Consider the following 24,817-nt stretch of genomic DNA (forward strand, 5'->3'; position numbering starts at 1 on the left):
CACATTCATTGACGCTATCTCGTCCTGTCTTCTCAAGTGCCCGAGATGAAGGAGACGAACATGACAGCGAAGCTCGATCCGCTTGTCGCAACCGCTGCGGCAATGCCATCATGGCTCCGCCTGCGCGCTGGCCATTGCTTGACCGCCTGCACCGCACGGCAGTGGGGGATGTGATGACCGAGATGACCGACGAAGACGTCAAAACGAGCTTCGACCCGCTGCGTCCGCGACTGATCCGCATTGCCTATCGGATGCTGGGTTCGGTCAGCGAGGCCGAGGACATCGTCCAGGAGGCATTCCTGCGCTGGCTGGACACCGACCGTGTGACCGTCAAGGAACCATCGGCGTTTCTGCGCCGGATCGTGACGCGCCTTTGCCTCGATCAGTTGAAGTCGGCACGACGGCGGCGCGAAACCTATCTCGGGCCGTGGCTGCCGGAACCGATCGTCGAGGAGAGCGACGACCTCGACGACATCACCCTGCCGCTGATGATGGCGCTGGAGCGTCTGTCGCCGCTCGAACGGGCTGCCTTCCTGCTGCACGATGTCTTCGGCGTCAGCTTCGATGAAATTGGCGAGACGATCGGCCGCAAGCCGGCGGCCTGCCGCCAGCTCGCCAGCCGCGCCCGCGTCAATATCCGCAATGCCCGACGCCGCTTTGCGATGCCACGGGAACAGGGCCTGGAAATCGCCTCCGCCTTCTTCGCGGCGTCGCGTGGCGGCGACATGCAGCAGCTTCGTTCGCTGCTTGCGACCGAGGCGATCGTCTATGCCGATGGTGGCGGTAAGACGGTGGCACCAAGACGGCCGATCGTCGGCCTAGACAAGGTGATGAAGCTGCACGCCTCGCTGGCGCTGATCTTTGCCCAGACGATGTCGCGGCTGGTGCGTTACGATTTCATCAATGGGCTGCCCGGTTTCATCACCATCGAAGACGGAGAGATCCTGCAGACCACTGCCCTTGAGATCGAGCAGGATCGGATCACCGCCATCTACGTCACCCGCAATCCGGAGAAGCTCAAACATCTCCCGGAAACACTGCGACATTTCGGTGGCCATGCCGTTCACTGAACGGCGGGTGGCCGCGCCCTAAAAATCGTTGGAGCCGACAGCTCCGTCAACCGACCCTGACCAACGCTTCAGCAAACCTGGCACGCGCCGACGGCGCGCGCCTTCGCTCGCGCGACAAATCCACCACCAAAACCAAAGGAGACCGAACCATGAGCAACATATGCATCGCCGTCATCTACCACAGCGGCTACGGACACACGGCACGGCAGGCTGACGCTGTCAAAACCGGTATCGAGCGGGTCGACGGCGCGCAGTGCCTGCTCTTGACCGTTGAAGACACACCGGCGCGCTGGAGCGATCTGCTCTCGGCCGAGGCGATCATCTTCGGCACGCCAACCTATGTCGGAGGCCCGTCGGCCGCGTTCAAGTCTTTTCAGGAAGCGAGTTCCAACGCTGTAATGGCCAAAGGCTATCTCTGGAAAGACAAGATCGCCGCCGGCTTCACCAATTCGGGAACCGCTTCCGGCGACAAGCTCGCGACGCTGATGCAGCTCGCACTCTTTGCTGCCCAGCACGGCATGCACTGGATCAACCTCGATCTGCCGCCTTCCAACCACTCGACCACCGGATCACCTGATGATCTCAACCGGTTGGGCTTTTGGCTGGGCGCCGGCGCCCAGTCGAATGTCGACCAGGGGGCCGATCTCGCGCCGCCGGCATCCGATCTCGCCACAGCACGGCATCTCGGCCAACGCGTCGCCGAGGCCACGTTGCAGTTCGTGCGTGGCAGAACGGTCGAGCGGGAGCCGGTCGTCCCCGCGTGGAGAACGGCAAACGAGCGATAGGATCGGCATCAGAGAAAGCCGATCCAGCGCCCAGCCAGAAGTGCTGCCGGCCACACCGTCAGCGAGACGGCTGCGGATACGCGAAGACGCCATGAGACCGGGCCGCCATTTACGGCGGCCCGCCAGGCGCCGCCAAGATGCACAGTCATAGCATTGGCGGCGCCAACCCCGAGCAGACCGATCTTTGCGAGGAAGGCAGCATTCGCGGCATAAGCCGCCGGCCGAACGCTAAAGAGGCAGAAACCGGTCACGATCGCCAGACCCAGACCGACCGCGGCAGCGCGCGACAGAAACGGCCCGAGCCCTTCCAGCGAAGTGTTCCCGAAGAAACCGAGCAGTCGCAGGTCCAGAGGCACGATCGCGCCGATCAAAAGCGCGATCGCCAAGATATGGGCCGCGTTGACGACGAGATAGAGGATCGCGGATCGACGCATCGCTGACGCCAGCGGCCAGGCGGCAATCCAATCGAGCAGTTCCGCCGCGCTCATCCACCGGTCCGGATGCGGTCCGGATAGATGTCGAAGCTCTTGCCGGCAACGGTGACGCGGACTGCCTTCAGGCGCTTCTCGTTCGGATCGAGCGAGCGATTGCCCAGAACCACGATCTGATCGCCGACTTTGGCGACACCTTCGACGAAGCCGGACCGTTCCGTCTGTCTGGGATTGCCCAGTTCGACGCGCCAGAGCCCGTCCTTTTCAGTCTCGACCTGAAGCGTCGGATGTGGCGGCGCCATCGAGATTTCACGGATCGTGCCGGCAAGTTCGATCTGGTCCGCCTCTGCCCAGGACCAGCCGTGATGAGCGTAGGCGCCAGTGACCAGAAGCAACGTCACGATGCTTCCGGCGAGAACGCGGCCAGGAAAGGACCTCATCATCTCCCACTCCTCAATTTGCCTCGGAACCCGCAAGATTGAACCTGAAGCGACGGATGGGAAAGCATCTGCCGTTCAACATATCTTGAGCGGTCCGGCCTTGAGGCAAGCGCTACGTCGTCGTTGCTAGGCCCGCGCATCCGTGCTCGGCCGCCGACTTGCGGCTGCTTTTCGCAATCCGGAAGCCGAGCAGGAGAAGGCCTGAGTAGAGTTCTGACCGGCACCGTTGACCGATCGCCCGTTGAAGCGCGGACCGAAGGGGCCGCGCTTCTTCATGTAACGGCCGGGCCAAGGACGCGAAAGGAAGTATAAAGTCTAGTAAATTACTAGCTTATCTTGCGTTTTTCGCTGCTTTTCGATCTGAGAGGCAGATTTGCTCCAAACGCCCAGCATTAGAAACCGCTATTTCTGTCCCTCGCCACACCCGGCTGCGATATTCCTGACAAGTTGGAACAGGACGCAGCCATGACCACGTCACCCCTCGACGCCACCGCGAAAGCTCTGAACCAAGCGCTTGAAGTCCTGGATCTCGCAGGACGTCTCGCGCTCGTTGCCGGCCTTGAAGGCCGTGCCGTCTTTACCACGTCGCTCGGTATCGAAGATCAGGTGATCACGGCCGTCATCGGCGAGAACCAGCTGGCGGTCGATGTCGCCACGCTGCAGACCGGCCGCCTCTTCAACGAGACGGTGGCGCTGATCGACAAGACCGAAGAGACCTATGGCATCCTGATCAAGCGTTTTCATCCGGAAAAGGCAGACGTCGACGCCTATGCCGCGCAATATGGTGCCAACGGCTTTTATGACAGCGTCGAAGCCAGGCATGCCTGTTGTGACGCGCGCAAGCTGAAGCCGCTTGCACGCGCACTCGAAGGCGCCAGCTACTGGGTGACGGGGCTTCGCCGCGGCCAGTCCGGCAACCGGGCAGCGACACCCTTTGCCGAAGCGGATGCTGAGCGCGGCCTCATCAAGATCAATCCGCTCGCCGACTGGGACATCGAAACCATCCGCAGTTACGTCACTGCCAACGCCGTTCCTGTGAACCCGCTGCATGCCCGCGGTTATCCCTCGATCGGCTGCGAACCCTGCACCCGCGCCATCAAGCCGGGCGAGCCCGAACGGGCCGGCCGCTGGTGGTGGGAAAACGACGAGAAGCGCGAATGCGGGCTTCACGTCCCAGAGACCGCCAGTTCCATCATCCCGACTTCGAGCAGCGCCGCCTGAGGGCTGGCGCGCTCCTCCCAAGACAAAGATCCTCCCGGAGACTGAAATGCCTCTTACCCATCCGGAAACGGAACTGCACAATCCGCAGAGCACCAAGCCGCCGCTTGACCCGCATTTGAAGGCGCTCGAAAACGAAGCGATCCACATCTTCCGCGAAGTGGCCACCGAGTTTGAACGCCCTGTCATGCTCTACTCGATCGGCAAGGATTCCTCGGTGCTGCTGCACCTGGCGCGCAAGGCCTTCTATCCCGGCCGCGTTCCCTTTCCGCTGCTGCACGTCAACACCGGCTGGAAGTTTGCCGAGATGATCACGTTTCGCGACGAGATCGTGAAGCGCTACGACCTCGACCTGATCGAGCACGTTAATCCGCGCGGCGCTCAGGAGAACGTCACGCCGTTCAGCCACGGTTCGGCGCTCTACACCGACATCATGAAGACCGAGGCGCTGCGCCAGGCGCTCGACGCCGGCCAGTATGACGCCGCTTTCGGCGGCGCGCGCCGCGACGAAGAGGCCTCGCGCGCCAAGGAGCGCATCTACTCCTTCCGCACCCCAGACCACCGCTGGGATCCACGCAACCAGCGTCCCGAGCTTTGGAACGTCTATAACGGCATGGTGCGCAAGGGCGAGAGCGTGCGCGCCTTCCCGCTGTCGAACTGGACCGAGGTCGACATCTGGCGCTACATCCAGGCCGAAGACATTCCGATCGTGCCGCTTTATTTCGCCAAGAAACGGCCGGTCGTCGAACGCGACGGCATGATGATCCTTGCCGAAGACCCGCGTCTCGAACTGCTGCCGGGTGAGGCCAAGCGCGAGGAAGTGATCCGCTTCCGTACGCTCGGATGCTTCCCGCTGACCGGCGCCATCCGCTCCGACGCCACGTCGCTCGACGACATCATCTCCGAACTTGAAACCGCGACCGTATCCGAACGCCAGGGCCGCGCCATCGACCGTGACCAATCCGGTTCGATGGAAAAGAAAAAACGCGAAGGATATTTCTGATGACCGCACCAGCAACCGCGAATGCCGTTCAGGAAGACGCAGCCGCTCACGTTCTGGCGTTTCCGGCGTCCGAATCGGTCCGCGCAACGCGCGACAGCCGCCCCCTTCGCCTCATCACCTGCGGCTCGGTCGACGACGGGAAATCGACGCTGATCGGTCGACTGCTTTGGGATACCAAGGCGGTCAAGGAAGATCAGGCGGCGACGCTGCGGCGTGATTCCAACGGCAAGCAGAACGATCTCGGCCTGCCGGACTTCGCGCTCCTGCTCGACGGCCTGCAGGCCGAGCGCGAACAGGGCATCACCATCGACGTCGCCTATCGGTATTTCTCCACCGACAAGCGCTCCTTCATCGTCGCCGACACACCCGGCCATGAGCAATATACCCGCAACATGGCAACCGGCGCGTCGACGGCCGACCTCGCGGTGTTGCTGGTCGACGCCCGCGTCGGCCTGCTCGAGCAGACTCGGCGGCACGCGACGATCGCGACCCTGATGGGCATCAAGCAGTTCGTTCTGGCGGTCAACAAGATCGACCTGACGGACTATGACCGCGCCCGGTTCGACCAGATCAGCCACGAGTTTCGTGAGCTGGCGCTATCGCTCGGCGTGCGCCAGGTCACGGCAATTCCGCTTTCGGCACTGAAGGGCGAGAACGTCGTTTACGACGGCCGCGCTTCGATGCCCTGGTACGATGGCCCGACACTGGTCGAAGTGCTTGAACTGGCGACGACACGCTCCTCCCAGACCGTCGGCTTCCGCCTGCCGGTGCAGCGCGTCTCGCGCCCGGGCGAAAGCTTCCGCGGCTACCAGGGAACGGTTGCCGGCGGCGCGGTCAAGCCCGGCGACAGCGTCGTGATCCTGCCCTCGGGCATGGTTGCCAACGTCACCAAGATCGTCACCTTCGACCTCGTGCGCAACGCTGCGGTCGCCGGCGATGCCATCACCCTGGTGCTCGACCGCCAGGTCGACGTTTCGCGCGGCGACATGATCGTCGCCATCGACAGCCAGCCGCTGACGGGCCTTGCCTTCGACGCCCAGATCGTTGCGCTGCAGCCTGATGGCATCCAGCCGGGCAAGCGCTACTGGCTGAAAAGCGGCAGCCGCCGCCAGCGTGTGCAGGTGCAGCCGGCAAGCCAGCTGGACCTGAAGACGGGCAAGTGGGAGCACGCAGACCAGTTGCCGATGAACGCCATCGGCAAGGTTCACCTTGCCTTCGACGAACAGGCGATCTTCGACCCTTATGAGCAGAATCGGACGACCGGCGCCTTCATCCTGATCGATCCCGACACCAACAACACGGTGGCCGGCGGCATGATCACGGCCAAGCGCTCGGCGCTCGGCGGCATCCATACGGAAGACGCCCGCGTGATCCTGTCGCTGCCCGCCGATCTCGCCGACCAGCTGATGGCAACCGAGCTGTTTGCGGGTCGTCGCGAGGATGCAGAAGTGCGTCGCGTCAGCGCTGGCCGCGCGAGCGAGATCATCGACACGATCGACGGCTGATCGCCACTCCCCCAAGATCAGAAAGGGCCCACGAGGGCCCTTTTTCCGTTTCTGCTGATCTATTTTTGATGCCTCGCCAGATTGCTCCTACCGCCTCTTCCCGAAACGACCTGCCGCACTACTTCCAAAGAACCGGGAAGGAGGAGCAGCCATGATGCTGGACCATGAACGGGAGGACGTGCCGCGCCGAAGCTTTCTTGGGCGGGCCGTGACGATCGAGGCCTTTGCGCGAAAGTACCGGTTGGACGCTGAGGAAACAAAACGGCTTCAGAGCCAGTTTGGTCCGACGGCCGGTGAGATCGAGTTATTGCAGGCCGCGCGGCGCAACGGAATGCCTGAGGAGTAGCGTTTCGCGCCGCGCCGGATTGCCTTTAAATTACGACCGCTGCTCGATGCTCGGAAGCACCATCGTCAGCGGCGCGGGATCTGTGTGCTGCCAAAGCTGGTATCCGACGACGCTGCCGAGGATGGCAGACCATATGGCGATCTCGCGGAATGTGAATATCGGTTCCTTCAACATCTGAGCCTCACTGGGAGAACGATTGTTGAAGATAATATCGCGCTTATTGTTCACCCTGATAAGACGCCATTCGATGAACAGGCCGTTTCCAATTGAACAATAACGTGACCCGACGTAGGCGGGTGCGGCGTTGGAGACTGCCCCTCACCCGCAGCTTCTGCCACCGCTAGAACGATCGGAAAATGGCCGCACGCGTGACGCCCAAGATGCGATCGTCCCAAAATGGGACACTTGTCGACATTGCTTCACCTTGATTGGCGGTCGCGAATTACTTGGGTTCAAATTCACCGGGGCATTTGTAATTTGGCGCGTCGATCATGATGATCGATAGGGCTGTTTCACCGTTTCCAAACGCCGTGGGACAGTCCGCCTGGCTATGCACCTTGCAGGCTTTGGCCGTGCAACAAGAAAGGGCCCTTGCGAGCCCTCTCCTGTCATTCGAAGCTGCTGCATGTTTCCTTAAATCCTATTCGATTTAACGATAAAAACATGCAGCCATTCAAAGTGCTACAGCGACCTTTGCGCGTCTAATAAGACGCGCGGCGCTGTAGTTCCCGATCAGCGTGTGATGACCACGGGCTCGACGTTTTCGTCTTCCGTGCGGCTTGCGAAGTAGTTGGCAAGCAGCGCGCCGGAAATGTTGTGCCAGACGCTGAAGATCGCGCTCGGCACGGCAGCCACGGGCGAGAAATAGGCATTGGCCAGAGCCGCGCCGAGACCGCTGTTCTGCATGCCGACCTCGATGGCGATCGCCTTGCGCTTGGCAAGTGACAGGCCGGCGGCCTTGGCGGCGAAGAAGCCGAGCAGATAGCCGAGGCCATTGTGCAGAACGACGACCGCGAAGATCAGCAGGCCGGAGCTGGCGATAGCGCCCTTGCTGGCGCCGACGACGGCGGCAACGATCAACACGATGCCCGCAACGCTGACCAGCGGCAATGCCGGCACCGCGGCCTTGACCAGGCCCGGCAGCAGCTTCTGCAAAAGAAAGCCCAACGCCAGCGGCACCAGCACGACCTTGACGATGCTCATGAACATCGCCATCGCATCAACCGGCAGATACTGGCTGGCAAAGGTCCAGACGAGAAACGGCGTGACGACCGGGGCCAGAAGCGTGGTGACGCTAGTGCAGGCCACCGACAGCGCGACATCGCCCTTCGAGAGGTATGTCATGACGTTGCTCGAGGTGCCGCCCGGGCAGCAGCCGACGAGAATGACACCGGCGGCCACTTCCGGCGACATCGGGATGATGGCCGTCAGCAACACGGCCAGCAAGGGCATGATCAGAAACTGTGAGATGACGCCGATGCCGACCTCGAACGGGCGCTTGGCGACTTCCTTGAAATCGTCGAGCGAAATGGTGAGGCCCATGCCGAACATGATAATGCCAAGCAGCGTAACGATATAGGGCGTGATCTGCTTGAAAATATCCGGGAAGACAAAGCCGAGAACGGCGAAGAGAATGACCCAGAGCGCGAATGTGCGCCCGACGAACGCGGAAAACGATGCGACAGCCTTCAAAATTTTACTCCTTGGCGTGATGAGGGCTGTCTAGGCGCCACAACCGGCGGCTTCAACACGCTTCGAACAAAAAACCGTCAGATATCGCAACTTTGTTTCTATCACGTCACGATAGCCGACATAAACCAGACGTCTATGGACATGGACCGCGTCATGCGGATATCAGGCATTGCCCACGCGGCGGCGCGCAGGATCTCAAGGAGACGAAGATGACCACGGATAAAAAACCGGAGACGACCGTGACCGTCGAGAAGCGCATGAACGGCAAATGGTGCTTCGTCGTCAAGTATCGCGGCGTCACCCATCCGGCTCAGGGCAACTTCTCCTCGATGCTGCAAGCGCAGGCAATCGGCCAATCCGTGCTGAAGGCTTTGGAAAAACAACGCTGAAGACGCGGGGGCCGTCGTGCCCCCCACCCAGCGGCACAGTTCGCTTCCAGCTTGTACTTGATCGCGCCACGGCAGCGAGCCCCGCATGGCTGTGCGGCCGTCATCCCGACTGGTGTTTGGCCGCACCGCGCAAACGAACGGCCAGCAGCCGCCTGCGACTACTCCGTCGCCGAGCGAACGATGTTGCAGAGACCGTCGCGCACGATGTCCTTGGAGGTCACCTGTCCGGCCTGGATGTCGAAGATGGCATCGACGCGCGTGCCGGCACCGCGCTTGCGAGCAACGACCCGCAGCGTCTGGATGCGTCCTGAACCGGTCGTTTCCTGGAATGCGTCGACAGTGCCGAGCGACTTGTTGACCTTGATGCCCGAGAACCCTTCGGCGGCAACGCCCTGGGCAAGCCGCTGCAAGGCCGTGTCGGGTTTCAGCTTGGAAAATTCCTGCCAGGTCTTGTAGCTGATGGCCGTCACCAGCGGCACACCGGATACCTTGAAGTTTTTCTCGCAGCTCTGCGCCTGCGCCAGTCCGTGGCTCGCCAGAACCAGCGCCGATGCGACTATTATCCGCCTAAACAACATTCCCTATCCTCTCGACAACGACAATGTAGTTGCCGAGACTACAACCCTTAGTTATCGACCAACAAGTCGAACATCCACCAATGCACCGTTATTCGACGAACGGCGCGTTCACGCCTGCGAAACGCGCACCAGAGGGAATCACGCGCCGCAATAGAACTTCGAGGAGATGTCGAACACGGAGGAGAATGGATAAGCGGCCAGCGCCAAATTAAGGCGGGCCAATCCGTATGCGGAGACGAACTTCACAAGCCCACGACTTGCGTTACCCTGAAGGCGCCCGCAATCGGTCCGCACTCAAAAACGGGCCGAACAGAAAACGAATTAAGGGATTGATTTAGCTGGTCGGAGTGAGAGGATTCGAACCTCCGACCCCCACGTCCCGAACGTGGTGCGCTACCAGACTGCGCTACACTCCGTGACCAGCGGCGCCTCTATAGAACAGGCATTTGGATTGCACAAGCGCCTATTTCGAAAAACCTTCTCGGTCTCGCCAAAAAAGCCGGTACAGTGGAAAACCCCGGCCGAAACCGCGTTCCGCCTCTTGTCCGACACACCCGTCAGGCACACCAGCAATCGACCAGGACAGAAGGCGATTGCTCGTGCTTGAGGCCGCCCCTTGACGGGGATGGCCCGTGTCGATTGTCTGCTGTGTCCGCTTTTTTGCCCGCCATTGCCAAGGAGTGCTGCCGTGTCGCCCATCATCCGTCCCGTGTCGCTTGCCGCAATGATCCTTGCCGGTCTCTTGGCTGGCCCGGCTGGTGCCGATATTGCCGGACCCTGGGGCTTTGAAGTGGATCTTTCCTTCTCGCAGGCCGCCGCGAGCAAACTTCAGGCGCTGAAGGAAGGGGTCGTGATCGCGGCCTATTATTCCGGCGAGCCGGCGGCGGGCGCAGAAGAGCATGCTGATCAGATCGGCATGATCGATCTCGGCGAGGACAGGACCGAGCGCGATGGCGAACCGGCCGTGGTGGCGATCCCCGGCAAGGGCGACATCGAGACGCGGCTGCATTGGGTCAAGGACGGCGAACCTCTCGTCAACATCAACGTCCATTCCGCCCGTCGCAGCGGCCCGGACAACCTGCTCGATTGCGATGTCTATGACGGTCCGCTGAAGGCGATCGCCGGGAGCGCCACCAAGATCGGCTGCAAGCTGATCGGGGAGTAGACCCACAGGAGCCGCCCCTGACCGACACAGCGGAGCGGACAATGCCTGCGCACCGACGAAACTCTAGCGCTTTCGCGTCTCGGCGAAGACCGCGCCCACCAGAAGCCCTCCCGCGGAGCGATTCGCATCGAAATGGAGCAACGGTTTCCCATGCCCGCAGCGGCGGGCGAAGGGACCAGAAACGACTGCAACCGATCACGTTGCGGTGAGGTTTCCGGGGCCAGATAGGGACTTTCTGCAACGCTTCGCATTTTCCTTAGATAGAATGCAGACAGCGGATTTTCTTTGCCGGCTTTTGGCGCTAGAGGCTCAGCGGAAAGCGCGCAAACTCAGGGGATTGGGGCGCGCGCGCCACGCCTACTTCCGAACGAGAGCCAAAGGGACGAAAACATGAACTTCCGCATGATGACGGTGGCAGGCCTCGCGCTTGTGCTCGCAGGCTGCACCACGACGACGGCGATTTCCAGAAACGCAGTTGAATCGCGTTGGCTCGGTCAGCCGGCCGGCGGCTTCTTCGCCCAGTATGGTCCTCCGCTCTCCGACGTCGAAAGCGGCAGTTCCACCGTCTACAACTGGAAGGGCGGCTATAAGACCCGCAAGACCCCGGCCCAGTACGAAACCGGCAAGGACGGCAAGCGCGGCAAGCGTATCTCCTCGGCCCGCACGGAATATCTGAGCTGCTCGGTGCAGCTGACCGTCTCTTCGGACTATGTCATCCGCTCGATCCGCCTGGTCGGTGACCACAAGCGCGCCGACGGCCCGAGCTGGTGCGAAGAATTCCTCGGCGGCGCCAAGGCGGAAAAGCCGGCTGCACCGGCAAGCTGATAACCGGCGCATCAAGGGGCAGACATTTGAAACCCGCCAGCGTCAGTTGGCGGGTTTTCTGCTTCCTTGGAATAGTCCGCCGAAGCCAGCCGCCCTCGGTTATTGCTTCAGGCAGCCGGACTGGCTGCATTTGCCGGCTGAGCAACCTCTGCCGGCCCAGCGGTCAGCGGCATATCCGCAGCCACGACCCGGTCGCGCCCCTCGCGCTTGGCGCGATAAAGCCTTGCATCGGCGCGCGCGCTGAACGCCTGGAAACGTTCACTGCCATCGCGTTGCGCCAGACCGAAACTCGCGGTCACGCTTTCTGTCGCGCCAAGAACAGGAAAACGGTGAATTGCCAGCCGCTCGCGAATACACTCGGCAACCGCCATCGCCGCATCCACGTCCATCCCAGGTAGGAGGATTGCGAACTCCTCGCCGCCAATCCGCGCGACAAGATCTGCTTCACGCACGCTGTCGCGCAATACGCCCGCAAACGTCGCCAGCACTCTGTCACCGGCCGCATGTCCATGGGCGTCGTTGATCGCCTTGAAATGATCGATATCGCAGAGGATCAGGCTGAGCGGTGCACCCGCATTGCGAAACAGCCTTGCCACTCGCTCCTCCAGCCCCCGACGATTGAGGACACCCGTCAGCGGGTCGACATCGCGCTCGCGCCTGAGATCGTCCATGACATCCGTCAGCGCCGCCGCAAGCAGCGCGAAGGCAAGCGCTGTACCCGCCGCCGCGATCAGCAACTGCATCATGTTCCAGAAGAGCGACGCGCCGAAAGCCTCGATGCTGGCGGTCGCGTCAGTGCCAAATGTCAGCCAGGTGCGCGGGAAGAAGTGGATCGCAACGACAGCCACAACCCAGAACAGGACGCGGTCTACAAGGCGACCATGTCGCAGAGCCCGAATGCGCCAGGCGGCGGCCGCAAGGATCAACCCATACCCAAAAGCCTGCACGTAGATCCGCACCAGAAGGTTCGGCCTGATATAGTAGAAGTACCAAAGCAGAGCGGTTATCACACCGATTGCCCCGAGTGCCGCCTTCCAGCCCATGCCGCGACCTGAACGACGCAGGATGGCCTCCGCGGCAGCAAGCACCGCAAGCGTATAGAGCAGGCCAGTCGGGATGGTATTGGCGCCGATATCGAGGGGCAGCAGCATGATCTGCATAAACGCCGCTGTCGCAAACAATAGGCAGGCGGCAGTCAGAAGCAGCAGATAGTGCCGCTTCTTCTCAATCGACCACGCCCATCCAAAGGCAAGGCCGAATAGCACGAACAGTCCCGGCCATGCCGAAGCGATCGCCGATGCCGCCAGAGGTCCATTCATTTTCCGGCTGTTTCCTCCCTGGCAACCAACGCCTCTCACGCGACGTGAAGACGTGCATCCAGACGTTGCGTGCATGAATGCGGCAGACAGATGGAGGAAAGATGAAAGACGCCCCTAGAATTTTAAGGAGACTCGAGGACCGGGCATACACGGCAACGCGACAGCCATCGTCAAGCGCGACGCCGAACTTGGCATCCGGGACGTTGAGAGGACAGAACGCTTGAAAGAAAAATGTGGCTGGGGCGCCTGGATTCGAACCAGGGGATGGCGGTACCAAAAACCGCTGCCTTACCGCTTGGCTACGCCCCAACGAAATTGGCGAGAAATAGTTTCGCCAAATCGAGCGCCTGATTAGCAAAGCTCGTGCCGCGTCACAATGATTAAGTTTGTGGTTCGAGCGGTTTTGTTGGGCTTTGTTCGCCAGCATACACTTCGCCCTCGGCGAAACGCCAGTGCCCGATGCCGCACCGCCCTTCCCTTCCCGACCGTCACCTCCTATTCTCCGGCGCGAATGGAGACCCCAATGAGCCAGTTTCGCGCCCGTCCGCCCGCCGTGCCCAGCATTCTTGTCGATGACGCGGTCGTGCGCATTACTAGGTGGGACTTCGAACCCGGTGCCGATACCGGCCATCATGTCCACGGTCTCGGTTATGTCGTCGTGCCGATGACCGATTGCCGGTTCCTGCTGGAGGAGGAAGGCGGCAGCCGCCGGGTGGATATCGCCAAGGGAGCGGCCTACCGGCGCGAGGCCGGCATGGCGCACAACGTCGTCAATGCCGGCAGCGAACCGATGTCCTTCATCGAGATCGAATACAAGTGAAGGCCAGGAAACGACGCATGCAGGGCCCCGACTTCGATCTCGACTTCAAGCCGGCACATGGCGAGGCCGTGACCGTTGCCGACGGCGTGCAGCGCATCACCGTCAACAATCCCGGCCCTTTCACCTTTCACGGCACCAACAGCTATATCGTCGGTAATCGCTCGGTGGCGGTGATCGATCCGGGCCCGGAGGACGAAGCGCATTTTCAGGCGTTGATGTCGGCGCTTAGGGGCCGCGAGGTGACCCACATCGCCGTCAGCCACACCCACCGCGACCACTCGCCGCTGGCGCGGCGACTGAAGGCCGCGACGGGCGCGGCAATCGTCGGCGAAGGGCCTCACCGTGCCGCCAGACCTTTGCATGAAGGCGAGATCAACCCCTTCGCCGAGAGTTCCGATATGGACTTCTCGCCCGACATCATCCTTGCCGATGGCGGACGGATCGAAGGCGACGGCTGGGCGCTGACGGGGCTCGCCACCCCCGGCCACACCGCCAACCACATGGCATTTGCGCTCGACGGCACCGGCACGGTCTTTTCCGCAGACCACGTCATGGCCTGGGCGACGACGATCGTCGCACCGCCGGATGGCGCCATGGCAGACTACATGGCCTCGCTGGAAAAGCTGCTGATGCGTGACGACCGGCTCTATCTGCCCGGCCACGGCGGGCCTGTCATCGAGCCGGCTTCATTCCTCAGGGGCCTGCGCGCCCACCGGCGCATGCGTGAGCGCGCCGTGCTTGAGCGCATCCGCGCCGGCGACGGCAAGATCCCCGACATGGTCAAGGTGATCTATGCCTCCACCGACACACGACTGCATGGCGCAGCAGCCCTCTCCGTGCTGGCGCATCTTGAAGACCTGGTCGAACAGGGACGTGTTGAGACCGATGGACCGCCGTCCCTTTTCGGCGACTATCGCCTGGCGCCGGGAGGGGCTGGCTGAGGATGCGGCGGCAAGCGCACAGCTACCGCGAGGACCCGTCGGTGCCGCGCTTTCCCGACGATCGGCCGGTGATCGTCTTTGACGGCGAATGCATCTTCTGCTCGGGCTGGGTGCGCTTCATGCTGCGCCATGACCGGCAAGCGCGCTATCGTTACCTGACGGCGCAATCGCCGCTCGGCCAGGCGCTCTACCGGCACTATGGCCTCGATACAGAGAACTATGAAAGCAACATCCTGATCGAGAACGGTATTGCGCGCTTCAAATCGGACGGATCGATTCGCACGCTTGCAGGATTGGGCCTGCCATGGTCGCTGGTGAATATCTGCCGCATTTTGCCTGCTGCCCTTCGCGATCCGCTCTACGATCTCGTTGCAAGGAACCGCTACCGCATCGCCGGGCGCCGCCAGACCTGCATGGTTCCGACCGCCGACGAGCGCGGGCGTTTCATCGCGTGAAGGACGCAGCGGAAAGTGGCATGGTCCGTCAGCAAAGCCTCTACCGACGAGTTCTCGGCGCTGAATGGGATCGCTTGCCCACGGCGATCCGCACTCTGCATGAGACGTCGGATGGGCAAGCCATTTTCAGGGGGCGTGCGACCATCGAGCGTGGCAAGGGGTCATGGGGCCGCCTCACCGCCTCTGTCTTCGGCTTTCCCGTGGCCGGCGAGAATGTGCCGGTCGAGATCCGTTTCGAGTGCGCCAATGGTCGCGAGATCTGGACGCGGCGGTTTGGAGAGAAGGTTTTGCGCAGCTCCCAGCAAAAAGCCGAGAACCGGAAGGAACGATTGCTTGCCGAGGGTTTCGGGCCGTTCCGGATCCTGTGCGCCTTGGAGCCTGTGGGAAACCGCCTGCATCTCAGGGTTCGCGGCTGGTCCTTCCTCGGCCTCCCGCTTCCAGCGTTGCTGGCGCCAGGTGGCCGGACGTTCGAGGAAGATCGCGATGGCCTGTTCCACTTCCACGTCGAGGTCGAAAGCCCATTGACCGGCTTGATTGTGCGCTATCGCGGCTGGCTCAAGGCGGACGACGAGGCACCATCGCCGATCGCAAACGTGCGAGACCAAAAGCTGCCTCATGGATCTGGTGGCCACGACGCCCTCATGCAGGACTGAAGCGTCTGCCGGTATTCTGCGGATCAATCGCCGGCGATGCCGAGCAGCTCCGCATCGAGCGCCCGCAGGAACTGGTCGGCGAAGGCGGCGCCGATGCCGAGGTCGTGCTGGCCGTAGCGAGACGCGACGCGCAGGTCGACGAACGTCGTTTCCGCTTCTTCGCGCAGGCGGATCAGCACATCGAAACGAAAGCCGGCAATCAGCGTCCGCCATTCTCCCTGAAGCACGACGTCACTGGAACGCCGCCCTGGAAGGGCGCCCTCCAAAGCCAGCTCCGGTCGGGATTCCGGCACGGGTATGTTCTCCGGCTCGGCGGCGGCGTCCGCCCCGGCATTCGGCCGCACCGCCAGATCCTCGAGATCGGCGCGGGCGTTTTCGACGCCGAGTTCCTGCGTGACGCCGACGCGCGTTTTCTCGACGACATTGCGCACACCTTGGAAAACGCGGTCGAGCGCACCGTCGTATCGTCGTCCGGTCAGGCCGGGATAGGCGATAATCTGCGCTTCGCGGTCCTCGGGCGTCACAGCCGGATTGCGCTTCAGCCAGCTTTCCTCCGTCTGCGGCACCTTCAGCCAAGGCGGCGGCGTCACTGTGTCGGTGCTGACATCATAGATCGCCGGCCGGGTCAGGTACTGCGCGATGCCGAAACCGATGAAACCGAGCGTGGGCGCCGCATAGACAAGGGCCGAGGCGGAGGCGATGCCACCGATCGCGGCCACCTGCCAAAGCCGCGCGAGCCCGACTACGGCAAGCAGGACGCCGAGCAGTGCAAAAGCACCGGAGAGCCCGACCAATCCAAGGAAATGCGGCGTCGTCAACGGGCCGAACCGGTGCGCCAGCAGGGACAGCGCGAAGATCGCAAAGGCTATGCGGGCAAAGCGGCGCGCCCAGTGGGCGGCATAGGAATAGGGGCGCTCGTACCGGACCATCATATAACGGAATCAATCCCCTGCATCGAAACAGACCAGCATTCTTAGACCATGGCCGGGGCCGTGAAAACAGGCAATAGGATGCGGCTGGAGACCTGGGCCGCGCGCCTGCAGCCACTTGCCGCAAAATCGCCATTCTCGTTAACCACCTATCAGAAACTGGAAATATGCCCGTACGCCGGCAAAAGTCGTCGCGAATCGTCAATCGGGGGGCAAGGGCCGACGCTGGGAACGCATCCGGCACGGCAAGATGGAGAGACATCATGGTCGCATCGCAAGCAGCCGTGGCAACAGCCACCCACGCAGCACCGCCTCCGCCGGCTGACGCCCGCATTCCCATGGCGCTGCTGGAGCTGGAGCTTTCGCTCGACGGTTTCTCCGGAAGCAAGGACGATTTCACCGCCTTCATCCGCACGGTTGCCGACAACGTCGGCGGCGAGTTTCTCTTTGCCTTGCCCGCTTCCGGCCTGGTCGACGATTGCCTGAGCATCGCGGTCCTTCGGCTCGGCGGGACCGAGGGCGACGCGTCGCCAATCCTGTTTGTCTGCCTCGAAGAAGAGGGCTCGACGATCCGGCTCGAGCACCCCGGCGAGAACACCCAGGATCTGAAAAGCTTTGCCGAATCCTTTGTCGGCGTGCTTGAGCGCATGTGACCATCCGGACTTGCCGAAAACGGATTGACGGTCGCCCAACGGCTGCCCCATCATGTCTTCATGCGATCGAATCGTGAATGCAAAATCCGTGTTGTGCGTTTCTGCCCTTGGCTTGTAGCTGCGCCGAAGCCTCGGCCCTCGATTGCACGATCCACCCTACCGATCTTTACAGCCATACCCGAAAAAATCAGGGTGGACACGACGGCCCGCCATGCGGCAGAGCTCTGTCCTGCAGGCGGCGGTAAAGACCTGAGCGACCGGTGTACCCAACAGCCTTCTGACAAAAGCTGAGGTTCGGGCACAAGCAAAGCCGGTCTTTCGCCGAGCCGATCTGCATCCGCTCAGGAGGCATGAATACGATGAAGACCAAACTGCTGACCCTTGCCGCCATCGGGCTCTTGCTTGCGGCCTGCCAGACGATGACGCCGGAAGAGCGGCGCGCCGCCGACGGCAACACCTGCGCCTCCTACGGCTTTCGGCGCGGCACCGATGCATTCGCCACCTGCCTGCAACGCATCGAGCTCGACCGCCGCGCCGAGCGGCGCAGCTACCGCTATGACAATGATGTGATGATGTGGGGTTGGAACCGGCCGGTCGTCATTGCACGCCCGGTTATCGTGCAGTCTAAGTAGCTCTGAAACGAGATGCCTACAGCGCCGCGCGTCTTGATAGACGCGCAAAGGTCGCTGTAGCACTTTGAATTACTGCATGTTTTTGTCCTTAAATCGAATAGGATTTAAGGAAACATGCAGTCGCCCCGGGCACCCTTGACCGGGGCGTTGAGGTTATGGCCGGTATCGATGCCGCCTCACGCCTTGCCGTTGATCGCCGCCTGTGCGGCGGCGAGCCGGGCTATCGGCACGCGGAAGGGCGAACAGGAGACATAGTCGAGGCCCGCTTCTTCGCAAAAGCGGATCGAGGCCGGATCGCCGCCATGTTCGCCGCAGATGCCGAGCTTGAGGCCGTTCTTGGTCCGGCGTCCGCGCTCCGTGGCGATCTGGATCAGTTCGCCGACACCGTCGAAATCGAGCGAGACGAAGGGATCCTGCTCGATGATGCCCTTCTGCTGATAGGTCGCCAGGAACTGCGAGGCGTCGTCGCGTGAAATGCCGAATGTCGTCTGGGTCAAGTCGTTGGTGCCAAACGAGAAGAAGTCGGCGGCTTCCGCAATCACATGGGCGCGAAGTGCCGCGCGCGGCAGCTCGATCATGGTGCCGACGAGATAGTCGATGTCGATGCCGGCTTCGCCGATCACCGCCTTTGCCACCGCATCGATGCGCTCCTTGACGTAGTCGAGTTCGGCGCGCAGGCCGACGAGCGGCACCATGATCTCAGGCACGACGGCAGCGCCGGTTTCGCGCGCGGCTTCGACCGCCGCCTCGAAGATGGCGCGAGCCTGCATCTCGGCGATCTCCGGATAGGAGATGGCCAGACGGCAGCCACGATGGCCGAGCATCGGGTTGAACTCGTGCAGCTGGTCGACGCGCTGACGCAGGGCTGACGGATCCAGTGACAAAACACCGGCAACATCAGCGATTTCCTCATCCGTCTTCGGCAGAAATTCGTGCAGCGGCGGGTCGAGCAGACGGATTGTCACCGGCAGCCCGTGCATGATGGAAAAGAGTTCGACGAAGTCCGAACGCTGCATCGGCAGCAGCTTGGCGAGCGCCAGCCGCCGCCCGGCTTCGTCTTCCGCCAGGATCATCTCGCGCATGACATTGATGCGGCCATCCTCGAAGAACATGTGCTCGGTACGGCAAAGGCCGATGCCCTCGGCACCAAAAGAGCGGGCGGCGCGCGCGTCGGCCGGCGTTTCGGCGTTTGTGCGCACGGTCATGCGGCGGCTGGCGTCCGCCCAGGCCATGATCTTTCCAAAATCGCCCGAAAGCTCCGGCTGGAGCATGGCGATCGCGCCCTTCAGCACTTGGCCGGACGAGCCGTCGATGGTGATGATGTCGCCCTTCTTCAGCGTCACGCTCGGCGTGATCAGCAATTCGTTGCGCAGATCGACGCGGATGCCGCCCGCACCGGAAACGCAAGGGGTGCCCATGCCGCGCGCAACCACCGCGGCGTGACTGGTCATGCCGCCGCGCGTGGTCAGAATGCCTTCGGCGGCGTGCATGCCGTGAATGTCTTCCGGACTGGTTTCGATGCGCACGAGGATGACCTTGCGGCCTTCCTTGTCGGCCTGGACGGCCTCTTCCGAGGTGAAGACCATTTCGCCGGTTGCAGCCCCCGGCGAAGCCGGAAGGCCGGAGCCGATGATATCGCGGCGCGCGTGCGGATCGATCGTCGGATGCAGCAACTGATCGAGCGAAGCCGGATCGATGCGGGCGACCGCTTCGTTCTTCGAGATCAGCCCCTCGTCCGCCATGTCGACGGCGATCTTCAGGGCGGCCTTGGCCGTCCGCTTGCCGGAGCGCGTCTGCAGCATCCAGAGCGTGCCGCGCTCGATGGTGAATTCGAGGTCCTGCATGTCGCGATAATGCCGCTCGAGCTTGTCGCAGATCGTGCGGAACTCGGCAAAGGCCTCCGGCATCAGCTTTTCAAGCGATGGCTTGTCGGAGCCGGACGCAATGCGGGCCGCCTCGGTGATGTTTTGCGGCGTGCGGATGCCGGCAACCACGTCTTCGCCCTGGGCATTGACGAGGAACTCGCCGTAAAGCTCGTTCTCTCCGGTCGAGGGGTTGCGGGTAAACGCAACGCCGGTCGCCGACGAATTGCCGAGATTGCCGAAAACCATCGCCTGGACGTTGACCGCGGTGCCCCAGGCCGCCGGGATGCTGTGCAGATGGCGGTAGGTGATGGCGCGCGGGTTCATCCAGCTGGAGAACACGGCGCCGATGGCGCCCCAGAGCTGGATTTCCGGATCCTGCGGAAACGGCTCGCCGAGCGTTTCCTCGATCGCGTCCTTGTAGCGTGTGATGACATGTTGCCATTCGACCGCGGAAAGTTCGGTATCCTGCTCGTGGCCGAGGCGGGCCTTCTCGTCTTCAAGGATCTCCTCGAAGATATCGTGGTCGACGCCCATGACGACGTCGCCATACATCTGTATGAAGCGGCGGTAGCTGTCCCAGGCAAACCGCGCATCGCCGGCGTCGTGACCGAGCGCATGCACGGACTGATCGTTGAGGCCGAGATTGAGGACAGTGTCCATCATCCCCGGCATCGAGGCGCGGGCGCCGGAACGCACGGAAAGCAGCAGCGGACGGTTGGTGTCGCCAAAAACCCGGCCGGTGACTTCCTCCATCCGGCGAATGCCTTCGCGGACCTGGTCGTGCAGGCCCTCGGGTATTTCGCGGCTATTGTCGAAATAGCTGTTGCAGGCATCGGTGATGATGGTCAGCCCCGGCGGCACCGGCAGGCCCAGACTGCACATTTCCGCAAGGTTTGCACCCTTGCCGCCCAGCCTGTCACGATCACCCGCACGCCCTTCGGCCTTGCCCCCACCGAAGGTGTAAACCCATTTCATCATGCCTGATCTCCACCCAAAAACAGTCTTTTATGACGATTTACAGTATATGCTTCAGCCTGGAAATGCACCCGCCGAAGATTTATGCTGCATTGCATCATTTTTCCGACTGTCGAACGCACTGCGGCGGACTTCGAGGCTCAGCGGATCGTCGCGCGCACCATCTCCCCCTTGATGCAAATCAGAGGCCTGGCGCCGGGGATCGCCGTTCGCGAACTGTCGACCCAGGAGGCCGTCGCCATCACCCGATAATCAATGAAACTTGCCGCATCGAATCCGAGGTGAATGTCGAGTGCCTTGCCGGAGATCTCCACGGTCTCGGACTGCGAGGTCTTCTCATAGATCAGCCGCGCCCGCAGGGCGTCGACATCGAGCCTCACCTGTCCGACGTGCCCCTCGATCGAAACATCAGCTGCCTTGCCCTTGAGCGCCACACTCGAAAACTCCCCCTCAAGCGCGGCTTGGAACGCCGGTTGCTCCACAGAGATTGACGCTCCCTTTTTCAGGTTGGCGCGAAATGCGGTCCTGCACTCCTCCAATTCCGGCCAGGAGGGCGCTGCCACAACGATGTAAAGGGTCGAACCTTCGACGCGCATACGGGTCTCCGATACGCAATCGCTGTAGAACCAGCTGGAATAGAAGGGGGCAAACCAGCCGGACCGCCTGCTCTCGACCGAGGCGCTGAAGGGCAAAGTCTCATCGCTGGTGAGTTCGATTGCGCTTGCGTCGCCGGTGGCGACGATCGCCGTGACGCCGGTGATATCGATGTCCCTCGCCGATGTCTCGGCATTGCTCGCCAGGGCGAGGAGAAGGATGGGGGCGAGAACCATTGCTGGCGGTCCGATCAACATTTGACGCTCCATTCGTGCGGTCTGGCACCATCGCCGGACCGGAATAGCTCGCCTGAAATCGAACGCAGTCGCGACCTTGATCGCGTTTCGGGTCGACCCTGAACGCAATCAAGGGCATCATCCTGCCATCCGCCCACCTCCCTCCCGAAGAATTCTTCCGCTCATGCTGTTTGTACCGCTCCCCTTCGTCGTTTCCCTGCTGCTGATGATCGTGATTGTCCGGATGTTTTGGCAGCGCGGCGAGGCCATGACCTTCGAGCAACGCCTGTTCCTGCTGCTCGTGTGCGCTTATGCACTGCAATCCGTGCTGATCGGCATCCGATGGGGCTACGAAATCCGTACCATCCTCTTGGCACAGGCGATGCTTGCGACGTTCAACGCGGCGCTGGCATGGGTTTGCTTCAGCAGCCTTGCGAGCGATGGTCCGCCACGCCTGGGGCAAATCGCCTGGCACCTCCTGCCCCCGCTCATCGTCGGGGTCATGATGTTTGCCTGGCGCGATGCGGTCGGCACGGCGATCACCCTGTTCTTTCTCGGCTACGGGTTTGCCTTGCTCTGGCTTGCGCGGCGGGGCCCGAACGCACTGGTCGCCTCGCGGCTCGACGGCGTGCTTCGCTCATACCGATCGCTCAAGTTCACCGGGTGGGCGCTGATCGCCTCAGCGCTTAGCGACGTCGCCATCGGCTTCGACCAGCTGCGCAATGGAGGTGCCTATTCCGGCGCGATCGTTGCGGCAGGCAACGTACTCGCCCTGCTCATTCTCGGCACCGCCGCCTCGATCGCCAGCTTCGACACATCGACAGACAGCGGACGGGGGGACGCAGCGCCTTTGCCGCAAGAGCGCACTGCGACTGAAGAAGATGCCGAGATCGTGCGAAGCATCGACGACCTGATGCGCAGGAAAGCGCTCTACAAGGATCTCGAGCTCAACCTCTCGCGGATCGCCCGCAAGCTCGGCGTGCCGGCCCGGCGGATTTCCAATGCCATCAACCGGATCCACGGCATCAGCGTCTCGCAATATGTCAACAACTACCGGGTGGAGGAAGCCTGCCGGCTGCTTTCGGCGACCGACGAGGCAATCACGCAGATCGCCTTCGAGGCCGGCTTCCTGACGAAATCGAACTTCAACCGCGAGTTCCTGCGCGTCACCGGCCAGAGCCCTTCTTCGTGGCGCGAAGAGCAGCGCGTGCCCGAATTTCGCGAAGCGGCATAGAGCCTACTGCACGTTTCCTTAAATCGTATTCGATTCAAAACATGCAGCAATCCAAGGTGCTGCAGCGACCTTTGCGCGTCTAACAAGACGCGCGGCGCTGTAGTTTACCGCGTGGCGCTGACGCAATCGGCCCAGGACTGCACATTGCAGCATCCATCATAAATATCTAATATTACGAAGCGATGAGGGGCACATCGGCGAATATCCCGTCATGGCGATCCGTTTCAGTCCTGTGGGCTTGGAGGCAGGTCATGAAATGTCGTGCGAAACTGCGCTTTTCGATGCTGTCATTTCTGCTTTTGTTGTTTGCTGCGAGCCCAGTGTTCGGCGACAATGGCGGCAAGCGGCTGGCTCTGATCGTTGGCATGAGTAACTACGCGATCGCCGGAAGCTTGCCGAACGCGACCCGCGACGCCGAAGCCTTCAGCGGCTTCCTGCAGAGCAAAGGCTTTGAAGCGGACCTCGTGCTGAATGCAGACCGCAAGAGCTTTGCCGAGGCGCTCTCGCGCTTCGCCCGCAAGATCGGGCCGCAGGATATTGCACTGTTCTATTTTGCCGGCCACGGCATGCAGCTCCATGGCGAGAATTTTCTGATCGGCACGGATGCCAGGCTCGAAAGCGAGTTCGACGTGCCGGCGGAAACCGTGGCGCTGTCCGAGATCATCAATGCACTCGAAAAACGCGCCCGGATATCCCTGGTGTTCCTCGACGCCTGTCGCAACAATCCGCTCGCCAACAAACTGAATGTCGACGTCGATGGCGCCACGCGTGGCGGCGCCACCCGCGGACTTGCACCGATCGAAACGCAAGGTGCCGGTACACTGGTCGCCTTTGCGGCCGCCCCGGGACAGGTCGCTGCCGACGGCACCGACGGGCATTCACCCTTTACCCGCGCCCTGATCGCCAACCTCTCCGGCCCCGGGCTTGAGGTTGGCACCGCCTTCAAGCGCGTGGTTCGCGATGTGCGCAAGGACACGGGCGGCAAACAATCACCGCAGATCCTTTCGTCCCTGTCGCTGGAATTCTACTTCGGGCCGGAAACACCGACGGCGGCATCGACGCAGACGGCCCCCTCGACTGCCGTCGATCCGGCAGAGCTTGAAGCCGAAGCCGATTTCAAAAAGGCGCTTCGTGTCGGTACGCCGCGCATCTGGCGCTTCTTCGTCGCCAAGCATCGCACAGGCGAATATGCCGAACTTGGTAGGCAGGCATTGGCGCAGATCGACCCGGCGACAGCGCGGGGTCAAAATTCAACGCCGCAGACGATCGAGAGCCGGTTGCTTCCGAGCAAGGAAGCGCGGAGGAGCGTGCAGCTGGCGCTCGCGGCGACGGGGCTTGAGATCGGCACGGCCGACGGCGTCTTCGGCGAGCAGACCCGCACTGCCATCCGGCAGTACCAAAGCCGGAACCAGCAGCCGAGCAACGGCTTTATCAGCGAACGCACCGCCAAGGCACTTGGCATCGCCGTTTCGCAGGATATCGACGGCGTCTACAGCGCCACCAAGGCCCGCGAATACAAGATCGATGATTTGAGAGGGCTGGAGACCGACGGGCGGGTTCTGAGGGCAGTTGAATGCCTACCTCGCTACGACACTGTCTATGGTGCCTTCCAGGGGCATCTCTACGTCGTCGTGCGATACCTCTATGTCCCTGCCTCAGTCGCACAATATTGGGCCAAGAGTTGCGGCGCACATCTCGCTACAATCACTTCGGACGCAGAGAACGAGTTCGTCGCCTCACTCTTCAACAGCGACGAGAACTTCTTCAACACCGGATACGATCCGAATGGCGGCGTCAGCTACAAGATGGGTCCGTGGATCGGTCTCGTTCAAGCGTCCCAGGGCAGAGAGCCGCGCGGCGGATGGGGCTGGGACGACGGCGAGCCGCTGACGTACTCGAAATGGTTTGCCAACATGCCGAACGAGCACAAGAAGGGCGACGATGTTGGCATGTATTATGCTCACCGCGAAGGCAGAGCCGATCTTAAATCGCTGCGGGTAACGACTTGGGACGACATGGGTCCGCAAGACGCGACCGGGAGCTTCCTGCTTGAGTTCGAGTAGA

Annotated in this window: 26 protein-coding genes and 2 tRNA genes; 17 read left to right on the top strand and 11 right to left on the bottom strand. The window is 62.0% G+C overall.

What is annotated here, in order from left to right:
* The first annotated feature begins 173 nt into the window (after window positions 1–173).
* Both ASD03_RS02280 and ASD03_RS02285 read left to right on the top strand, forming a co-directional pair.
* Window positions 174–1,070 carry a sigma-70 family RNA polymerase sigma factor gene (locus ASD03_RS02280; RefSeq protein ID WP_025426229.1) on the top strand — a complete coding sequence of 299 codons (897 nt, stop codon included), beginning with the start codon at window positions 174–176 and terminating at the stop codon, window positions 1,068–1,070.
* Window positions 1,071–1,219: 149 nt separating this feature from the next.
* Window positions 1,220–1,855, top strand: a complete 636-nt coding sequence (locus ASD03_RS02285) for a flavodoxin family protein (protein WP_025426228.1) — start codon at window positions 1,220–1,222, stop codon at window positions 1,853–1,855.
* A gap of 8 nt (window positions 1,856–1,863) precedes the next feature.
* Here the strand turns inward: ASD03_RS02285 and ASD03_RS02290 are convergent, their stop codons facing one another.
* Both ASD03_RS02290 and ASD03_RS02295 read right to left on the bottom strand, forming a co-directional pair.
* Window positions 1,864–2,343, bottom strand: a complete 480-nt coding sequence (locus ASD03_RS02290; protein ID WP_025426227.1) for a hypothetical protein — start codon at window positions 2,341–2,343, stop codon at window positions 1,864–1,866.
* Complete coding sequence (locus tag ASD03_RS02295) at window positions 2,340–2,729, bottom strand: DUF6152 family protein (protein ID WP_025426226.1); 390 nt, start codon at window positions 2,727–2,729, stop codon at window positions 2,340–2,342. The genes ASD03_RS02290 and ASD03_RS02295 overlap by 4 nt, the downstream gene beginning before the upstream one ends.
* 462 nt (window positions 2,730–3,191) lie before the next feature.
* On the opposite strand from ASD03_RS02295, the gene ASD03_RS02300 reads away from it, so the two are divergent.
* From ASD03_RS02300 to ASD03_RS02315, 4 genes are all read left to right on the top strand, one after another.
* On the top strand, window positions 3,192–3,947 hold the full coding sequence (locus tag ASD03_RS02300; RefSeq protein ID WP_025426225.1) for a phosphoadenylyl-sulfate reductase: 756 nt from the start codon (window positions 3,192–3,194) through the stop codon (window positions 3,945–3,947).
* Between the two features lie 46 nt (window positions 3,948–3,993).
* Entirely contained in the window at window positions 3,994–4,947 is a 954-nt protein-coding gene (gene cysD / locus ASD03_RS02305) for a sulfate adenylyltransferase subunit CysD (RefSeq protein ID WP_025426224.1), read from the top strand.
* A complete protein-coding gene (gene cysN / locus ASD03_RS02310; protein WP_025426223.1) occupies window positions 4,947–6,452 on the top strand; it encodes a sulfate adenylyltransferase subunit CysN in 1,506 nt (501 codons plus the stop codon). Before cysD ends, cysN begins: the two co-directional genes overlap by 1 nt.
* A gap of 151 nt (window positions 6,453–6,603) precedes the next feature.
* On the top strand, window positions 6,604–6,798 hold the full coding sequence (locus ASD03_RS02315) for a hypothetical protein (protein WP_107026871.1): 195 nt from the start codon (window positions 6,604–6,606) through the stop codon (window positions 6,796–6,798).
* Window positions 6,799–6,828: 30 nt separating this feature from the next.
* Here ASD03_RS02315 and ASD03_RS39865 read toward each other — a convergent pair whose 3' ends face one another.
* Window positions 6,829–6,972 (bottom strand): hypothetical protein, encoded by a 144-nt coding sequence (locus tag ASD03_RS39865; protein WP_164474926.1) that lies wholly within the window; start codon window positions 6,970–6,972, stop codon window positions 6,829–6,831.
* A 558-nt stretch (window positions 6,973–7,530) separates the two neighbouring features.
* The gene (locus tag ASD03_RS02320; RefSeq protein WP_025426221.1) at window positions 7,531–8,490 is read right to left on the bottom strand and encodes a bile acid:sodium symporter family protein; all 960 of its coding nucleotides are present in this window, start codon (window positions 8,488–8,490) and stop codon (window positions 7,531–7,533) included.
* Between the two features lie 209 nt (window positions 8,491–8,699).
* Between ASD03_RS02320 and ASD03_RS02325 the strand changes: the two genes are divergently transcribed.
* Entirely contained in the window at window positions 8,700–8,879 is a 180-nt protein-coding gene (locus ASD03_RS02325) for a hypothetical protein (RefSeq protein ID WP_025426220.1), read from the top strand.
* Between the two features lie 158 nt (window positions 8,880–9,037).
* Here ASD03_RS02325 and ASD03_RS02330 read toward each other — a convergent pair whose 3' ends face one another.
* Complete coding sequence (locus tag ASD03_RS02330; RefSeq protein ID WP_057211502.1) at window positions 9,038–9,457, bottom strand: hypothetical protein; 420 nt, start codon at window positions 9,455–9,457, stop codon at window positions 9,038–9,040.
* A gap of 339 nt (window positions 9,458–9,796) precedes the next feature.
* Window positions 9,797–9,873: transfer RNA gene (locus tag ASD03_RS02335), tRNA-Pro, on the bottom strand.
* Between the two features lie 272 nt (window positions 9,874–10,145).
* Between ASD03_RS02335 and ASD03_RS02340 the strand changes: the two genes are divergently transcribed.
* Together ASD03_RS02340 and ASD03_RS02345 are read left to right on the top strand one after the other, a co-directional pair.
* Window positions 10,146–10,622 (top strand): hypothetical protein, encoded by a 477-nt coding sequence (locus ASD03_RS02340; RefSeq protein WP_025426218.1) that lies wholly within the window; start codon window positions 10,146–10,148, stop codon window positions 10,620–10,622.
* A 390-nt stretch (window positions 10,623–11,012) separates the two neighbouring features.
* Window positions 11,013–11,447, top strand: a complete 435-nt coding sequence (locus ASD03_RS02345) for a hypothetical protein (RefSeq protein WP_025426217.1) — start codon at window positions 11,013–11,015, stop codon at window positions 11,445–11,447.
* Window positions 11,448–11,554: 107 nt separating this feature from the next.
* Here the strand turns inward: ASD03_RS02345 and ASD03_RS02350 are convergent, their stop codons facing one another.
* Both ASD03_RS02350 and ASD03_RS02355 read right to left on the bottom strand, forming a co-directional pair.
* The gene (locus ASD03_RS02350; RefSeq protein ID WP_025426216.1) at window positions 11,555–12,766 is read right to left on the bottom strand and encodes a GGDEF domain-containing protein; all 1,212 of its coding nucleotides are present in this window, start codon (window positions 12,764–12,766) and stop codon (window positions 11,555–11,557) included.
* A 234-nt stretch (window positions 12,767–13,000) separates the two neighbouring features.
* Window positions 13,001–13,075: transfer RNA gene (locus ASD03_RS02355), tRNA-Gln, on the bottom strand.
* A gap of 214 nt (window positions 13,076–13,289) precedes the next feature.
* On the opposite strand from ASD03_RS02355, the gene ASD03_RS02360 reads away from it, so the two are divergent.
* Genes ASD03_RS02360 through ASD03_RS02375 form a run of 4 tightly spaced genes read left to right on the top strand, consistent with a single transcriptional unit; the run spans window position 13,290 to window position 15,635 of the window.
* Entirely contained in the window at window positions 13,290–13,586 is a 297-nt protein-coding gene (locus ASD03_RS02360; RefSeq protein ID WP_025426215.1) for a cupin domain-containing protein, read from the top strand.
* A gap of 17 nt (window positions 13,587–13,603) precedes the next feature.
* Entirely contained in the window at window positions 13,604–14,527 is a 924-nt protein-coding gene (locus ASD03_RS02365; RefSeq protein WP_057212455.1) for an MBL fold metallo-hydrolase, read from the top strand.
* Window positions 14,528–14,529: 2 nt separating this feature from the next.
* Window positions 14,530–14,982: a thiol-disulfide oxidoreductase DCC family protein gene (locus tag ASD03_RS02370; RefSeq protein ID WP_025426213.1), complete on the top strand. Its 453-nt coding sequence runs from the start codon at window positions 14,530–14,532 to the stop codon at window positions 14,980–14,982.
* A gap of 20 nt (window positions 14,983–15,002) precedes the next feature.
* On the top strand, window positions 15,003–15,635 hold the full coding sequence (locus ASD03_RS02375; RefSeq protein ID WP_057211504.1) for a DUF4166 domain-containing protein: 633 nt from the start codon (window positions 15,003–15,005) through the stop codon (window positions 15,633–15,635).
* A 23-nt stretch (window positions 15,636–15,658) separates the two neighbouring features.
* Here ASD03_RS02375 and ASD03_RS02380 read toward each other — a convergent pair whose 3' ends face one another.
* On the bottom strand, window positions 15,659–16,567 hold the full coding sequence (locus ASD03_RS02380; RefSeq protein ID WP_025426211.1) for a DUF1499 domain-containing protein: 909 nt from the start codon (window positions 16,565–16,567) through the stop codon (window positions 15,659–15,661).
* Window positions 16,568–16,827: 260 nt separating this feature from the next.
* On the opposite strand from ASD03_RS02380, the gene ASD03_RS02385 reads away from it, so the two are divergent.
* Window positions 16,828–17,217 (top strand): hypothetical protein, encoded by a 390-nt coding sequence (locus ASD03_RS02385; RefSeq protein WP_025426210.1) that lies wholly within the window; start codon window positions 16,828–16,830, stop codon window positions 17,215–17,217.
* A 350-nt stretch (window positions 17,218–17,567) separates the two neighbouring features.
* Window positions 17,568–17,849 (top strand): hypothetical protein, encoded by a 282-nt coding sequence (locus ASD03_RS02390; protein ID WP_025426209.1) that lies wholly within the window; start codon window positions 17,568–17,570, stop codon window positions 17,847–17,849.
* Between the two features lie 176 nt (window positions 17,850–18,025).
* Here ASD03_RS02390 and ppdK read toward each other — a convergent pair whose 3' ends face one another.
* Together ppdK and ASD03_RS02400 are read right to left on the bottom strand one after the other, a co-directional pair.
* Complete coding sequence (gene ppdK / locus ASD03_RS02395) at window positions 18,026–20,692, bottom strand: pyruvate, phosphate dikinase (RefSeq protein WP_025426208.1); 2,667 nt, start codon at window positions 20,690–20,692, stop codon at window positions 18,026–18,028.
* A 137-nt stretch (window positions 20,693–20,829) separates the two neighbouring features.
* Entirely contained in the window at window positions 20,830–21,540 is a 711-nt protein-coding gene (locus ASD03_RS02400) for a hypothetical protein (protein WP_025426207.1), read from the bottom strand.
* Between the two features lie 163 nt (window positions 21,541–21,703).
* Between ASD03_RS02400 and ASD03_RS02405 the strand changes: the two genes are divergently transcribed.
* The gene (locus ASD03_RS02405; RefSeq protein ID WP_025426206.1) at window positions 21,704–22,753 is read left to right on the top strand and encodes an AraC family transcriptional regulator; all 1,050 of its coding nucleotides are present in this window, start codon (window positions 21,704–21,706) and stop codon (window positions 22,751–22,753) included.
* Between the two features lie 251 nt (window positions 22,754–23,004).
* Complete coding sequence (locus tag ASD03_RS02410; protein WP_025426205.1) at window positions 23,005–24,816, top strand: caspase family protein; 1,812 nt, start codon at window positions 23,005–23,007, stop codon at window positions 24,814–24,816.
* Window position 24,817 lies beyond the last annotated feature (1 nt).

This window comes from Ensifer sp. Root127, from assembly GCF_001425225.1.
Classification (GTDB): domain Bacteria; phylum Pseudomonadota; class Alphaproteobacteria; order Rhizobiales; family Rhizobiaceae; genus Ensifer; species Ensifer canadensis.

What these genes read in the sequence shown, in the direction of transcription:
- cysD (WP_025426224.1), top strand. Translation starts at nt 3,994, where the DNA reads ATGCCTCTTACCCATCCGGAAACGGAACTGCACAATCCGCAGAGCACC.
- ASD03_RS02295 (WP_025426226.1), bottom strand. Translation starts at nt 2,729, where the DNA reads ATGATGAGGTCCTTTCCTGGCCGCGTTCTCGCCGGAAGCATCGTGACG.
- ASD03_RS02405 (WP_025426206.1), top strand. Translation starts at nt 21,704, where the DNA reads ATGCTGTTTGTACCGCTCCCCTTCGTCGTTTCCCTGCTGCTGATGATC.
- ASD03_RS02285 (WP_025426228.1), top strand. Translation starts at nt 1,220, where the DNA reads ATGAGCAACATATGCATCGCCGTCATCTACCACAGCGGCTACGGACAC.
- ASD03_RS02390 (WP_025426209.1), top strand. Translation starts at nt 17,568, where the DNA reads ATGAATACGATGAAGACCAAACTGCTGACCCTTGCCGCCATCGGGCTC.
- ASD03_RS02345 (WP_025426217.1), top strand. Translation starts at nt 11,013, where the DNA reads ATGAACTTCCGCATGATGACGGTGGCAGGCCTCGCGCTTGTGCTCGCA.
- ASD03_RS02300 (WP_025426225.1), top strand. Translation starts at nt 3,192, where the DNA reads ATGACCACGTCACCCCTCGACGCCACCGCGAAAGCTCTGAACCAAGCG.
- ASD03_RS02370 (WP_025426213.1), top strand. Translation starts at nt 14,530, where the DNA reads ATGCGGCGGCAAGCGCACAGCTACCGCGAGGACCCGTCGGTGCCGCGC.
- ASD03_RS02350 (WP_025426216.1), bottom strand. Translation starts at nt 12,766, where the DNA reads ATGAATGGACCTCTGGCGGCATCGGCGATCGCTTCGGCATGGCCGGGA.
- ASD03_RS02360 (WP_025426215.1), top strand. Translation starts at nt 13,290, where the DNA reads ATGAGCCAGTTTCGCGCCCGTCCGCCCGCCGTGCCCAGCATTCTTGTC.
- ASD03_RS02375 (WP_057211504.1), top strand. Translation starts at nt 15,003, where the DNA reads ATGGTCCGTCAGCAAAGCCTCTACCGACGAGTTCTCGGCGCTGAATGG.
- ASD03_RS02280 (WP_025426229.1), top strand. Translation starts at nt 174, where the DNA reads ATGACCGAGATGACCGACGAAGACGTCAAAACGAGCTTCGACCCGCTG.
- ASD03_RS02290 (WP_025426227.1), bottom strand. Translation starts at nt 2,343, where the DNA reads ATGAGCGCGGCGGAACTGCTCGATTGGATTGCCGCCTGGCCGCTGGCG.
- ASD03_RS02325 (WP_025426220.1), top strand. Translation starts at nt 8,700, where the DNA reads ATGACCACGGATAAAAAACCGGAGACGACCGTGACCGTCGAGAAGCGC.
- ppdK (WP_025426208.1), bottom strand. Translation starts at nt 20,692, where the DNA reads ATGATGAAATGGGTTTACACCTTCGGTGGGGGCAAGGCCGAAGGGCGT.
- ASD03_RS02400 (WP_025426207.1), bottom strand. Translation starts at nt 21,540, where the DNA reads ATGTTGATCGGACCGCCAGCAATGGTTCTCGCCCCCATCCTTCTCCTC.
- ASD03_RS02330 (WP_057211502.1), bottom strand. Translation starts at nt 9,457, where the DNA reads ATGTTGTTTAGGCGGATAATAGTCGCATCGGCGCTGGTTCTGGCGAGC.
- ASD03_RS02385 (WP_025426210.1), top strand. Translation starts at nt 16,828, where the DNA reads ATGGTCGCATCGCAAGCAGCCGTGGCAACAGCCACCCACGCAGCACCG.
- ASD03_RS02315 (WP_107026871.1), top strand. Translation starts at nt 6,604, where the DNA reads ATGATGCTGGACCATGAACGGGAGGACGTGCCGCGCCGAAGCTTTCTT.
- cysN (WP_025426223.1), top strand. Translation starts at nt 4,947, where the DNA reads ATGACCGCACCAGCAACCGCGAATGCCGTTCAGGAAGACGCAGCCGCT.
- ASD03_RS39865 (WP_164474926.1), bottom strand. Translation starts at nt 6,972, where the DNA reads ATGTTGAAGGAACCGATATTCACATTCCGCGAGATCGCCATATGGTCT.
- ASD03_RS02365 (WP_057212455.1), top strand. Translation starts at nt 13,604, where the DNA reads ATGCAGGGCCCCGACTTCGATCTCGACTTCAAGCCGGCACATGGCGAG.
- ASD03_RS02410 (WP_025426205.1), top strand. Translation starts at nt 23,005, where the DNA reads ATGAAATGTCGTGCGAAACTGCGCTTTTCGATGCTGTCATTTCTGCTT.
- ASD03_RS02380 (WP_025426211.1), bottom strand. Translation starts at nt 16,567, where the DNA reads ATGATGGTCCGGTACGAGCGCCCCTATTCCTATGCCGCCCACTGGGCG.